This is a genomic window from Nocardia noduli (assembly GCF_019038455.1).
Classification (GTDB): domain Bacteria; phylum Actinomycetota; class Actinomycetes; order Mycobacteriales; family Mycobacteriaceae; genus Nocardia; species Nocardia noduli.
Genome location: NZ_JAFMPL010000027.1, coordinates 41,993 through 55,570 on the forward strand (window position 1 = coordinate 41,993; position 13,578 = coordinate 55,570).

Genomic DNA, 13,578 nt, shown 5'->3' on the forward strand with positions numbered 1-13,578 from the left:
TTCACACCGGCTATACGTCGAGGAAGCGAACATCCTTGGCATTGCGGGTGATGAAGCTGCGACGTGCCTCCACGTCCTCGCCCATCAGAATGGAGAACAGCTCGTCGGCCGCGGCCGCGTCGTCCAACGTCACCTGACGAAGTACCCGCACCGCCGGATCCATGGTGGTCTCCCACAGTTCCTTGGCGTTCATCTCACCGAGGCCTTTGTAGCGCTGGACGCCGTCGTCCTTGTTGATCCGCTTGCCCGCGGCCTGGCCCGCTTCGAGCAGACCGTCGCGCTCACGGTCGGAGTAGGCGAACTCCGGCTCGGAGCGCTGCCACTTGAGCTTGTACAGCGGCGGTTGCGCCAGGTAGACGTGCCCGTGCTCGACCAGCGGCCGCATGAAACGGAACAGCAGGGTCAGCAGCAGGGTCGAGATGTGCTGGCCGTCCACGTCGGCGTCGGCCATCAGCACGATCTTGTGATAGCGCAGTTTGGCGATATCGAACTCGTCGTGGATGCCGGTGCCGAACGCGGTGATGATCGACTGGACCTCGTTGTTCTTGAGGACCCGGTCGATCCGCGCCTTCTCGACGTTGATGATCTTGCCGCGCAGCGGGAGGATCGCCTGGTACATCGAATCGCGCCCGGATTTGGCCGAGCCGCCCGCGGAGTCGCCCTCGACGATGTAGATCTCGGATTTGCTCGGATCCTTGGACCGGCAGTCGGCGAGCTTGCCCGGCAGACCACCGAGATCGGTGGCGGATTTGCGGCGCACCAGCTCGCGAGCCTTACGGGCCGCCATCCGCGCCTGCGCCGAGGACACCGCCTTGTTCACGATGGTCTTCGCGTCGGCCGGATTGGCCTCGAACCAGTGGGTGAGGTGTTCGTTGCAGGTCTTCTGCACGAACGACTTCACCTCGGTGTTGCCCAGTTTGGTCTTGGTCTGGCCCTCGAACTGCGGCTCGCCGACCTTGACGCTCACGATGGCGGCCAGACCCTCGCGGATATCGTCGCCGGTGAGGTTGCCGTCCTTGTCCTTGAGCAGCTTCTTGTCCTTGGCGTACTTGTTGACCACCGTGGTGAGCGCCGCGCGGAACCCCTCTTCGTGGGTACCGCCCTCGTGGGTGTTGATGGTGTTGGCGAAGGTGTGCACCGACTCCGAGTAGCCGGAGTTCCACTGCATCGCGACCTCGAGCTCGTGCCCGGTGCCCTTACCGGTGAAACCGACGACCGAGTTGTGGATCGCCTGCTTGGTCCGGTTGATGTGGCGCACGAAATCCTCGAGCCCACCCGGGTAGTGATAGGTGCGGGTCTTCACCTTGTGCACGACGACGTCCGCGGCCGCGACTTCCTCGGCATGCGATTTGGGCGCGTCCGCGGTCTCGCTGACGACCTCTTCGGTGATGTCGGTATCGGTGACCCGCTCGTCGGTGAAGGTGATGGTGAGGCCCTTGTTCAGGAACGCCATCTCTTGCAAACGCCGAGACACGGTTTCGAAGTTGTAGGTCGTGGTCTCGAAGATGTCCGGATCCGCCCAGAACCTGGTGGTGTTACCGGTTCTCGTGGTCGGCTCGCCCTTGACCAGTTTTCCGGGTTTGGCGCCCTTGTAGGTCTGACTCCAGTGAAACCCGTCGCGGTCGATCTCGAGCTCGACTTGGCTGGACAGCGCGTTGACGACCGAGATACCCACACCGTGCAGACCGCCCGACACCGCGTACGAGTCGGAGTCGAATTTGCCGCCCGCGTGGAGTTGAGTCATGACGACTTCGACGGTCGGGATACCCGACGCGTGCATCTCCACCGGGATCCCGCGACCGTCGTCACGCACTTCGACGCCGCCGTCGGCGAGCAGGGTGACATTCACCTGACTCGCGTATCCGGCCATCGCCTCATCGACCGAGTTGTCGACGACTTCCCAGATCAGATGGTGCAGGCCTCGCTCGCCGGTGGAGCCGATGTACATACCGGGGCGCTTACGAACCGCCTCGAGCCCTTCCAGGACCGTGATGGAGGAGGCGCCGTAATCCTGCTTAGCCGATGTCGCTTTGGTCGAGCCCGATTCGTTGGAGTCCATGGCAGCCACTGGTCGGTAGCTCTCCTTACTTGCTGATCCCCGGCGCGGCGATCGTCACAGCACAGGTATGGCCAGGAAATACGGGTGCCACACGTGCGCTGAGCGGAACGCGCCGAAATTCGCCGCTAGTTACTCCACCATCCTACTGGTAAGCCCGCGCCACAACGCACCTACGACACCCCTGGCGGCTCCGTGGCTGCGAGAAAACGACCGGCGACGAGTCCGGTCAGCCGAATCGCGGTTTGATCAACGTCTCCGACCGTTCAGGCCGCACTAGTCCGAGCCACGGATGATCCCGCGCTATCGGGCCTCGCGCGCGGCGTCGCGACCGGCCCCGCGCCGGGCGATCTCGGCGATGAAATCGGCGGTGAGCTGTGCCAACTCGACCGAATGCGAGATCGGCGACCAATGGCCCGCCGCGATTTCGATGCGGGTGAGGTCGGGGACCCAGCGCGGCGCCTCGTCGTTGACCACCGGGCGTACGGCCCGATCACCGGTGGAGACGATCAGTCGCACCGGCAGTTCGACGCGTCGCGGCCGCGGACGGCGCAGGCGCACGCCGATATTCGCGCGATACAACGCCAAACCGTTGAGCATGTCCTCGCGCAACGTCGGCGCGGTGTGCACCAGCGCCGGGTCGAGTCCGTCGAAGAGGGAGAGGAAGCGCGGCCACCGGGTCGACAGCGCGCGCAGCACCGGATCGGCGAGACCGGGAACGCGGAAGGCCGCGGTATACGACGATGCGACACCCTGGGTCACCGCGCCGCGCAGACGCGCGAAGGAGAACGGACCGCGCAGGTACGCGCCGAGGAAATCCAGATTGGGTCCGGAGACCGAGGTGAAGGATGCGATCCGGTCGGCGGTGCCGGGGGTGGCGACGAGTTCCCAGCCGACGACCGAACCCCAATCGTGGCCCAGGATGTGCACCGGCCTGTCCGGTGACAACGCCTCGACCACGGCGAGAATGTCGGCCGCGAGTTCCTCGACGCGATAGGAATCGACCGCGGCGGGCACCGTACTCGCACCCGCGCCGCGATTGTCGAAGGCGATGACGCGATGCCGCGTGCCGAGATGTTCGGCGACGCGGTTCCAGAGCAGATGGGTGTCGGGCCAGCCGTGCACCAGCAGGACCGGGGTACCCGCCGGATCTCCCGTCTCGAAGACGGCGAGGTCGATATGGCCGCGGCGAACGATCGTCGTCGGCGCCGCCGGGAACGGGCCGGTATGCGTGGTGGTCACGGTTCACCTTCCGGTACTCGCTCGACGCCGGGCGCGAGTCGAGAACGAGAAGCCGGGACCGCGACGTCGGAATCGGAGCGTTCCACGTGAAACTCGCGCGAGGTCACGCCGAGCCTGTGGATATCCAAGTAAACGTAACATCAAGTATCAGATAGATGCCACAGCCCCGAGGGCCTATCCGTAGGTATCGCGCGGACCGCGTCCCCTGATGTGCCGCTCCCCTTTACGCCAACTCGGCGCGACGGGTCCGGAGATCTTGACCGAGGTCACCACGCCGTGGCCGACGGCGGCATTGATCTTCGCCAGGATCTGGGACTGCAACATCCGCAGCTGTGTGGCCCACGCGGTGGATTCCGCCGCGATGCTCAGCACGCCGTCCTTGAGCGTGACCGGGTTGGCGTGCGAGGCGATGTCCTCCCCGACCACGGCGGACCAACGCCCGAAAACCATTCCCTCGGCGACCTTCGCCGACCATCCACGGTTCTTCGCTATCGACCCGGCCAGTTTGAACAGGGGCTGGGGATCACGCTCGTCCGGACGCGCGCCCGACCATCCGGTACGCCGCCGCGCCCCGGTCCGCAGCCGTTTGGGCGAAGCCCGACCCTGTCCGACGGATTTACCGCTGGCACGTGCGGCGGCACGGGCCTCCTCCAAGGCGCGACGGGCCAGATCGATCCCGCGCAATTCGGGCTCTCCCCCGGGCTGCTCGGCCCCCGAGTTCGGCTCCGACTGGTCGGTCATCGGCACACTCCGTCCGCCCTCGCACCGGGTTTGTCCCCAGTTCCGCCTACTTTGTCCCCAGCCTCCGCACGGCCCGCATCGACCGGAAACAGGTGGTCGAAGCACCGCCGAACAGCTGTGTCGAACATACGTTCGCCCCCGTCACCACGTATTTCCATCTGATTGCGGTCCGAACGGGGGCACATTCCGCAGGTGCGGAGGACCCACAGCCATGCCCAGTTATCCACAGACCCTGTGGATAACTGGGCATGGCTGAGCAGGACCGAATCTCGGGGCAACTCTACGGGAGCTCACGCCGTGACCGACAGCGCGCGGCACGCCACTTTCGAACGATCGATGTTCGATAGTGGCGGGGTGATCCTCGGACCACCAGATGATGGGGTCGCCGCCGATTTCATCCCCAGATGTGGATAAACAACGGCATTTCTGTGTATAGATTCGACGTAGATCACATTCGTCCGCGGTCCGAACAACGCTTCGCTCGAACCGGCACCCACCCTCCGAAACTGACCGAATGCTCGCGGGACTACTTCAGCGCGGGCTTCCGTTGTCGGCGGCTTCGAGGGGATCGGCGGCGGAAAGATCGTCCTCACTGCGGACAAACCGAGAATCGCCGGGTTCGGCGGTGTGTGCCACGTCAGCAGATTCGACCGTACCAACGGTGTCGGCCGTGTCAGCGGGTTCGGCCGTGTCAGTTGGCTCGGCCGAGCCAACGGGCTCGGCCGCGCTAACGGTGTCTGCCATGTCATTGAGTTCGGCCGTGCCGGCGGGTTCAGCCTCGCCAACGGTGGTGGCCCCGTCAGCGGTGGCGTCGGTTGTGGTGGTGACGACTGCTCCAGGCTCGGCCGCGCCTGCGGCGTCAGCGGTCGCAGCCGTGGTGGTGGCGACCTCCTCACGCGGCCCCTCCGCGATCCGCGATATCCGCCGCGCGGCGTCCCCGCTCGTCTCGACCCGCAGCGGCATCGCGGCCAACTCCCCCGGCACGTCCTCGGCGACGGCGGCGGTGATCAACACCTGTTCGGCGCCCGCCGCGACCTGAGCCAGCGCGGTACGCCTACGTCGATCCAGTTCGGCGAACACGTCGTCGAGCAGCAGCACCGGTTCCGCGCCGGTGCTGCGCAGCAGTTCGAACGAGCCCAGGCGCAGAGCGAGGGCGAAGGACCACGACTCGCCGTGGCTGGCGAACCCTTTCGCGGGCGCCTCCCCGAGCATCAGGTCGAGATCGTCGCGATGCGGCCCGACCAGGCAAACCCCTCGGTCGAGTTCCTTGGTCCGGGCGACGCCGAGTTCGCGCAGCACGATGGCTTCCAGGGCCACCGCGTCGTCCTGCTGCGGTTCGCGCGCGGGATCGAGCCATTCGGGCGGCAGATACGAGCTGCGATAACCGATTGCGGCCGAACGGGATTCGGGCGCGATGGACCGATACGACTGTGTCAGATGGGGATACAGGTCGTGCACGAGACGCAGTCGCTGCGCGAGCAGCACCGCGGCGTGTTCGGCCAGGTGCCCGTCCCACACATCGAGGGTGCTCAGGTCCGATTTCGACCGTGCCTGTCGCCCAGCGGTTTTCAACAGGGCGGAGCGCTGCCGGAGGACCCGGTCGTAATCGGCGCGGACACCGGCGAGTCTGGGCAGCCGGGTTGTGCACAACTCGTCCAGGAACCGGCGTCGCTCTCCCGGATCGCCGCGAACCAGCGCCAGATCCTCCGGCGCGAACAGCACCGTGTGCAGGATCCCCAGGATATCCCTCGGCCTGCGGACCGGTGACCGGTTGATCTGGCCGCGATTGGCCGCGCCCTGGTTCAGGTCCAGGTCGATGCGCAGTTCCCGACCGCTGTTGACCACCGTCGCGCCGATCCGAGCGCGATCGGCGCCCATTCGGATGAGGGGCGCGTCGGCTGCGACCCGATGCGAGCCCAAGGTCGCCAGGTAGCCGATCGCCTCGAGCAGGTTGGTCTTGCCGTTACCGTTCGATCCCAAGAAAACCGTTCGGCCTGGGGATAACTCGATTTCGGCATGTTCCCAGGAACGAAAATCACGCAGCGACAGCGCTCGGATGAACATGCGCTACACCGTCGCGACCGAAACCCGGCCCGGCCCCGATGGAACCCGTTTGTGCACAGGTGCTCAGCCCGGAAGCCGAACCGGCATCAACAGGTAGATGTACGGGCTGGCGAGCGCCGCGAAGGCACCCGAATCGAGCACTTCGGGTTCTTCCTCCCCTGCGGGCAACAGCACCGCGGGACGACTGGGAGTGGTGAATCCGAACGTGACGCGATCGGCGTGCAGCGCGGACAGTCCGTCGACCAGATAGCCGGGATTGAAAGCGATGGTGAGGGATTCGCCGCGGAAGTCGGCCTCGATCCACTCCTCGGCGCGCCCCGCGTCGTCCCCACCCGCCGACAGCAGCAGTCCCTCTGTGGAGAACTCCAGACGCACCTGGGCGCCGCGCTCGGCGACGAGTGCGACGCGCTTGATGGCCTCGGTCAGCGCGGACACGGCGAGCGTGGCGATGGAGGTGTGCTCCTTGGGGAGCAATTGGCGGAACTTGGGGAATTCCGCGTCGAGCAGCCGCGTGGTGGTGCGGCGACCGCCGTTCACGATGCCGAGCAGACCTTCGGAGCCGGAACCGGTGCCCAGCGACAACTGCACGGGCGCATCGGAAGGGCCGAGTGTCTTGGCGGCCTCGGACAGGGTGCGCGCCGGAATCAGCACCGACGTCTCGATATCGCTGTTGTTCGGCTTCCATTCGATGTGGCGCACCGCGAGCCGGAACCGATCGGTGGCCGCGAGGACGACACGCGAGCCCTCGATCTCGACCCGGATGCCGGTGAGCATCGGCAGCGTGTCGTCGCGCCCCGCGGCGACGGCGACCTGGGATACCGCCCCGGAGAACACATCCACAGCCAGTTCGCCGGTCTGCTGCGGCACCTCGGGCAGTTGGGGATAGTCCTCGACGGGCATGGTGGGCAGTGAGAATTTCGCACTGCCACAGGAGATCAACACCCGCGTCCCGTCCAACGAGACGTCGACGGGTTTGTTGGACAGCGCCTTGGTGATGTCGGCGAGCAGACGACCGGAGACCAGAACCTCGCCGGGGCCGGCGACCTCGGCCGCCACCCGCATCTGGGCGGAGACCTCGTAGTCGAAGCCGGAGACGGTCAGCCCGTCCTCATCGGCGACCAGCAGCACACCGCCGAGTACGGGAACGGGGGGCCGGGACGGCAGGCTGCGCGCCACCCAGGCGACGGATTCGGCGAAATCCTCTCGGGCGACCCGAAACTTCATGCTTGCAAGCTCCATCGCCCGAATTTCCTCTCCCAGTTCCGTGATCCGTGTCGGCTCGTCAGCTGTGGTTCTCATGAGGGGTGCTGGATCGTCCGCCCCCGCAGTGTGGCACAGGCGACCGACACCAAACCGTACCCGCGTCCGTCGCGAGTACATAGTCCGACCCGCTGTCGACACTTCGTGGGCGTTTCGCCGCCGGGGCGAAGGCAAGACGAAGGGTCCGCCGGATCCGCGATCGAGCATCGCCTCGGTTCCCGTCCTCCTTGCTTCTCGAATCGGAGTGGCTCACGAGCCGATGCGTTCCGACCGAGTTTCCACACAGCCTGTTTTCAAGAGTGATTCTTAATGAGAAGAAATGAAGTAGTAGTAGGCGCTGTGGAATCTGTGGAGTGAGGCCGTTTCCGCAGGTCACACGGTGTGGTGCCGTGGGGATGGCCGTGGGGTGACTCGAGGATGAACACGAGGCGTCTGTGGAGACCCGGAACTTGTCCCATGTTCATCCTCGAGTGCTCCTCGAGTTGTTCCACCATATTCACCCGGTTGTGCACACATGTGCACCGAACCGTGGACAACTCGAGGATTCCTCGAGGAGTCCACAGGGACTCCTCGAGGAATCCACAAGCACAACTTCCCAGATCGCCTGGTCAGTGCCTGTGTGTGGATTCGGCTGTGGAAGCTGGGGACTACTGCCTGTGAGTCCTGTGTACGACGCCGACGCCCCTGCCTGTGGACGAATCGGTGCACAACCGGTGGATTCCTCGAGGAATCCACAGGAATTCCTCGAGGAATCCACAACCCACAAAAAAGCACCGCCCCTGGTCAGGGGCGGTGCAGGGGGTGTTAGTGGAAATCAGCGCGAGCGTTGCTTGATTCGGGCTGTGAGTTCTTGAACCTGGTCGTAGACCCGGCGCCGTTCGGTCATCTCCTTGCGGACCTTCTTCTCCGCGTACATCACCGTGGTGTGGTCGCGGCCGAATGCCTGGCCGATCTTCGGCAGCGACAGGTCGGTGAGCTCGCGGCACAGGTACATCGCGATCTGACGCGCCTGGGCCAGCGGACGGGCCTTACCCGGGCCGGTGAGTTCCTCGAGCGTGGTGTTGAAGTACTCCGCGGTCACGGCCATGATCGTGGCCGCGTTGATCTCGAGCGCCGCCGTCTCCGGCATCAGATCGCGTAACACCACCTCGGCCAGCGGCAGGTCCAGCGGTTGGCCGTTGAGCGAGGCGAACGCGGTCACCCGGATGAGCGCGCCCTCGAGTTCGCGGATATTGCGTTCGACCCGGCTCGCGATCAGCTCCATGACGTCGTGCGGCACATCGAGCCGGTCCATCCGCGCCTTCTTGCGCAGGATCGCGATGCGGGTCTCCAACTCCGGCGGCTGCACATCGGTGATCAGGCCCCATTCGAACCTGGTCCGCAGTCGTTCCTCCAGCGTCGCCAGTTGTTTCGGCGGACGATCCGAGGAGACGACGATCTGTTTGTTGGCGTTGTGCAGGGTGTTGAAGGTGTGGAAGAACTCCTCCTGGATACCTTCCTTGCCCTCGATGAACTGGATGTCGTCGACCAGCAGGATGTCGGTTTCGCGATACCTGCGCTTGAACGCGACCTTGCGGTCGTCACGCAGGCTGTTGATGAAGTCGTTGGTGAATTCCTCGGTGGAGACGTATTTCACCCGCATACCGGGGAAAAGCCGCTGTGCGTAGTGCCCCGCCGCGTGCAGCAGATGGGTTTTGCCGAGGCCGGAAGCGCCCCAGACGAACAGCGGGTTGTACGCGCGCGCCGGTGCTTCGGCGATGGCGACCGCCGCCGCGTGCGCGAACCGGTTGGACGCGCCGATGACGAAGGTCTCGAACGTGTACTTGGCGTTCAGGCTGGCCGAGGAGGACGACTGCGGGGACTCCTGGCTCTTGTTGAAATAGGTCGGCCAGGAGTTGCGGACGCTGACCACGGGCTCTTCGTCGCCGCGCGGAGACGGTTCCGGTTCGCGGACCGAGTCGTGTGCGGCCGTGACGGCCTGATCGTCGTCGTGTTCGCGTACCGGCGAGCGCGCGGCCATCCGCATCGGTCCGGTTTCGGGCGAGAACAGCGATTCCTGTCCGGCCGGGCCGGGGCGGGATGGCTGTCCGCCGTCGCGACGCTGCGGCGGATGTCCCTCCGAGCCGCCCGCTCCCGGGTACTCGAGCTGGGGCGGAACCTGGTAGGTGTTCGTCGGGTAGTCGTCCACCGGGTATTCCGGCGCGGGCGCGTATTCCTGAGCGGGCGAGTACTCGGGCGCCTGGGCGTATTCGCGGGTGCCCGGATACTCCGGCGTAGGGACGTAATCGGCGGGAGCGGCGTAGCGCGGTGTTCCGTAATCGCCGCGACCAGGGAATTCGCCGCCCTGAGCGCGGGGTGTCTCGCGTGCTCGCTCGGGCCTGCTCGTCATCCTCGCGTGCCGGGGGTTGGCGCCGGGCCGGTCGGGCGTCGGTGTCGCCGGTGCGGCGATGCGCACCCCGAGACCTTCGACCTGGGGCCCGAGCCGCCTGCCCAGCGAGCGCAGGATCGGTTCGCGCAGATCGCGTTCGATGGCCTCCTGGGCCAGCGACGAGGGGACCGAAAGCAGTGCGAAGCCCTGGGCGACAGTGATCGGTTTGACCAGTTTCAGCCAGGCCTGCTGCGCGCGTGTCACCGCGGGGATTGCCCCGTCGGCAGAACCGGTGGTGAGTTCGGCGATCACCTCGGGCCACACCGTGGCCAACACGTTCTGCTCGTCGTCCATGCAGTTTCCTCCCCGGAAGTAGGTCGATAGGAGCAGACGGCCGGGGTGCGCGGACATCTACCGTCGATGGTCGATATGGTGATCCCGCGTACAACCGAAACCGGGTCGGTCTCTGCTCGGTTCCCCCGGTTACGGGCGGCGGCGTGGGCGCCGTCGGCCCTACGAATATGCCACTCCAGGGGTCTTTCCACACAATTATCCACAGATGTGGACAACCCTGGGGAAATCCGGATCTGTCGTGGATTCGGCATGTGAAAGGCCTGTACCAGGGGTTCTTCGGCAAACATTTGGCAACGCTGAGTGGCCCTTCCGGTAGCGTACGCACAGGGGTGTGGACGAACTCACCATCGCGGGGCCGGTGTCGGCCCCTCCTCGATGGAACCGCGCAGGTCGGGCCGCGAACCCGACAGGTGGGCCGAGTTTGACCCTCCGAGGGACGGTCAGTACCCTCGTACAGTCACCCCTTGGTGCGGTGGCGGTTCTGTGCTGGCTCTGTCCTAGCGACGGATCGCCGGTGTGGTTCGAGAACTGTTGGTTCGACGACCGACTGTGCGCCAGGACCGACGCGCGCCGAGGATGACCTACCAAGCGATTCGTCGCGCATATCAATGACAAAGCTTCGGGCACCGTAGGGTGCCCAACAACTCGAGGAGTGTTGACCGTGGCCAAGGGCAAGCGGACGTTCCAGCCGAACAACCGTCGTCGGGCGCGGGTTCACGGCTTCCGCCTCAGGATGCGGACCCGTGCGGGTCGCGCCATCGTTTCGGCGCGTCGCCGTAAGGGCCGCTCCGAACTCACTGCCTGATCCTCGCTTTCGGACGCTCGGGTGTTGCCTGAGCCGTATCGGTTGCATCATCGTGCCGACTTCTCCCGGACGGTGCGCCGCGGCCAGCGAGTCGGGAGACGAGATCTGGTCGTACACGCGCTTGTGCACGGGTACGACGGATTCGTCGGCGCGAGTGGACGAAACAGCGATCCGGTAGTCGCCGGATCGATGGTGCGCATCGGCGGACCGAGGTTCGGATTGATTGTCAGCAAGGCGGTGGGCCCCGCGGTGATACGACACCGGGTGGCCCGCCGCCTGCGTCATATGTGCGCCCAGGTGATTCCGGAACTCACCGCTGAGGCCGACGTCGTCATCAGGGCACTGCCCGGTGCGGCCGACGCCGATTCGGCCGAGCTGCTCCGCCAGATCCGGGGCGCGCTGCGCAAACTCGACGTGTCGCCGCTCCCCTCGGAGTACCCCGGGGGCACACTCGATACGACCCGCGGGTCGGGTGATCGGTCGTGAGCGCTCTCGCGACCCTCGGTCGGCTACCGGCGCGGGCGCTGATATTCCTCATCGAGCTGTACCGGACCTATGTCTCCCCCACGCGGATGCCGGTCTGTCGCTTCACCCCGAGTTGCAGTGAATACGCGGTCACCGCGCTACGCACCCGTGGGCTGGTCGTCGGCCTCGGATTGACGGTCGTGCGACTGGCCAAATGTGCGCCCTGGCACCCTGGTGGGTGGGACCCCGTTCCGGAGCGTCGCGGACGCGACCGGAACGAGGCGGTCGCCGACCCTGTGGGCTCGGCACCACACGCTTGTAAAGGATCACCGCGCGCGGTGATCGGCGACACGAACGACGGGAGTGCATAGAGCCGTGCTCGACTTCATTTATTACCCGGTGTCCTGGATCTTGTGGTTCTGGCACCGAGTCTTCGCGGCCATCCCCGGCCTCGGTCCGGATAACGGACTCACCTGGTCACTCGCCGTGGTGTTCCTGGTATTCACGCTGCGCGTGCTGCTGTACAAGCCGTTCGTGAAGCAGGTCCGCACCACCAAGCAGATGCAGGAATTGCAGCCCCAGATCAAGGAGTTGCAGAAGAAATACAAGAACGACCGCCAAAAGATGGCGCTGGAGATGCAGAAGCTCCAGAAGGACAACGGCTTCAACCCGCTCATGGGCTGCCTGCCGGTCCTGGCCCAGGTGCCGGTCTTCATCGGTCTGTTCCACGTCCTGCGCTCGTTCAACCGGACCGGCCATGGATTCGGTCAGCTCGGAATGTCGCCCGAGCAGAATGCCAATACCGCGAACTATGTCTTCAGCGCGGCCGATGTGCAGTCCTTCCTCGGCGCCCGCATCTTCGGCGCACCGATCTCGGCCTTCATCACGACCCCCACCGCGGAACTCCAGGCCTTCGCCGACTACGGCGGCATCCCGTCCAAGCTGAGCATCGCGCTGGTCGCGATTCCGCTGATGGTGATCGCCGGTCTGGCGACCCACTTCAACGCCCGCGCTTCCGTCGCCCGTCAGACTCCCGAGGCCGCCGCGAACCCGCAGGCCGCGATGATGAACAAGCTCGCGCTGTGGGTCTTCCCGCTCGGTGTGCTCGTCGGTGGTCCGTTCCTGCCCATCGCGATCCTGCTCTACTGGGTGTCGAACAATATTTGGACTTACGGGCAGCAGCATCTCGTCTTCGGTCGGATGGCGAAGGAAGAAGAAGAGAAGAAGCAGGCCAAGCTCGAATTGCGAGCGCAGAACGCACCGAAACCGGGTGCGAAACCGGTCAGCACCAAGAAGAAATCCGACACGGCGGTCACCGATGACGTCCCCGTCGACGATGTGCCCGAGCAGGCGGAGCCCTCGACGAACGGCACCGCGAAGAACGTCAGCCGCCCGTCCGGACAGCGCAGGCCCGGTGGCCAGAAGCGTCCGGGCAATCGGGGCCGCGCCAACCAGAAGCGGCGGCGCTGAACGTTGATCGGCCCGGCCCGCGAGGCCCGCTGATTCCCTGAGCAACCCCTTGATCGCGTACCACCGGGCGGCGGTCGCCAGGCGTGCGTGACGAGCAGATGAAGGAAATCAAATGACTGTTGAGACCGACGGAGGGGACGCCACAGTGGCGACGACGATGGTGAACGCCGGGACGGAGCCCGACGACGTCGCGAACGACGCCGAGGAAGCCCTGATCGAAGAGGGCGAGATCGCCGGCGATTACCTCGAGCAGTTACTCGACGTTTTGGATTTCGATGGTGATATCGATCTTGACGTCGAGGGTGATCGTGCAATCGTGAGCATCGACGGCGGCCGCGATCTGTCGAAGCTGGTCGGCCACAACGGCGAGGTGCTGGACGCGCTGCAGGAACTCACCCGCCTCGCCGTTCAGCAGACGACCGGTGTCCGCAGTCGGCTGATGTTGGATGTGGCGGGGTGGCGGGCCAAGCGTCGCGAGGAACTGAGCGCCCTCGGTACCGCCGCTGCCCAGCGGGTGCTGGAATCCGGCGCGGCGGAACCGCTCGCCGCGATGACCCCCTTCGAACGCAAGATCGTGCACGACGCGGTCGCGGCCGTCGAGGGTGTCAGCAGCGAGAGCGAAGGCGTGGAGCCGAACCGTCACGTGGTCGTTGTTCCAGCCTGATTTCGTATGACTCTCGGTGTGGACGAATTTCGTCACTCTGACGAAATTGAGTGGAGGGGCCTCCGGTCTTCGGATCGGAGGCCCTCTCC

General features: G+C 65.5%; 10 protein-coding genes and 1 pseudogene. 5 read left to right on the plus strand and 6 right to left on the minus strand.

The annotated features are described in order from the left end of the window. Nucleotides 1-10: 10 nt before the first annotated feature. The 6 genes and pseudogenes from gyrB to dnaA all read right to left on the minus strand — a co-directional run bounded on the left by gyrB (nt 11) and on the right by dnaA (nt 10,085). On the minus strand, nt 11-2,059 hold the full coding sequence (gene gyrB / locus JZ792_RS17385) for a DNA topoisomerase (ATP-hydrolyzing) subunit B (RefSeq protein ID WP_216911532.1): 2,049 nt from the start codon (nt 2,057-2,059) through the stop codon (nt 11-13). Nucleotides 2,060-2,359: 300 nt separating this feature from the next. Then, nucleotides 2,360-3,298, minus strand: a complete 939-nt coding sequence (locus tag JZ792_RS17390; protein WP_216911514.1) for an alpha/beta fold hydrolase — start codon at nt 3,296-3,298, stop codon at nt 2,360-2,362. A gap of 174 nt (nt 3,299-3,472) precedes the next feature. Further along, entirely contained in the window at nt 3,473-4,039 is a 567-nt protein-coding gene (locus JZ792_RS17395; RefSeq protein ID WP_216911515.1) for a DUF721 family protein, read from the minus strand. Between the two features lie 891 nt (nt 4,040-4,930). Next, nucleotides 4,931-6,103: pseudogene (gene recF / locus JZ792_RS17400) on the minus strand (DNA replication/repair protein RecF); the annotation flags it as partial. A gap of 63 nt (nt 6,104-6,166) precedes the next feature. Next, nucleotides 6,167-7,342, minus strand: coding sequence for a DNA polymerase III subunit beta (gene dnaN / locus JZ792_RS17405; RefSeq protein WP_216911516.1), 1,176 nt, complete (start codon nt 7,340-7,342; stop codon nt 6,167-6,169). Nucleotides 7,343-8,177: 835 nt separating this feature from the next. Beyond that, on the minus strand, nt 8,178-10,085 hold the full coding sequence (gene dnaA / locus JZ792_RS17410) for a chromosomal replication initiator protein DnaA (protein ID WP_216911517.1): 1,908 nt from the start codon (nt 10,083-10,085) through the stop codon (nt 8,178-8,180). Between the two features lie 661 nt (nt 10,086-10,746). Here dnaA and rpmH point away from each other — a divergent pair. From rpmH to JZ792_RS17435, 5 genes are all read left to right on the plus strand, one after another. After that, on the plus strand, nt 10,747-10,890 hold the full coding sequence (rpmH, locus tag JZ792_RS17415; protein ID WP_071932098.1) for a 50S ribosomal protein L34: 144 nt from the start codon (nt 10,747-10,749) through the stop codon (nt 10,888-10,890). A gap of 21 nt (nt 10,891-10,911) precedes the next feature. Then, complete coding sequence (gene rnpA, locus JZ792_RS17420; RefSeq protein ID WP_109522959.1) at nt 10,912-11,376, plus strand: ribonuclease P protein component; 465 nt, start codon at nt 10,912-10,914, stop codon at nt 11,374-11,376. Further along, the gene (gene yidD / locus JZ792_RS17425) at nt 11,373-11,726 is read left to right on the plus strand and encodes a membrane protein insertion efficiency factor YidD (RefSeq protein ID WP_216911518.1); all 354 of its coding nucleotides are present in this window, start codon (nt 11,373-11,375) and stop codon (nt 11,724-11,726) included. The genes rnpA and yidD overlap by 4 nt, the downstream gene beginning before the upstream one ends. Nucleotides 11,727-11,730: 4 nt before the next feature. Next, nucleotides 11,731-12,825: a membrane protein insertase YidC gene (gene yidC / locus JZ792_RS17430; protein WP_216911519.1), complete on the plus strand. Its 1,095-nt coding sequence runs from the start codon at nt 11,731-11,733 to the stop codon at nt 12,823-12,825. 157 nt (nt 12,826-12,982) lie between these two features. Beyond that, a complete protein-coding gene (locus JZ792_RS17435) occupies nt 12,983-13,489 on the plus strand; it encodes a Jag family protein (RefSeq protein ID WP_232839489.1) in 507 nt (168 codons plus the stop codon). The last annotated feature ends 89 nt before the right edge of the window (nt 13,490-13,578 follow it).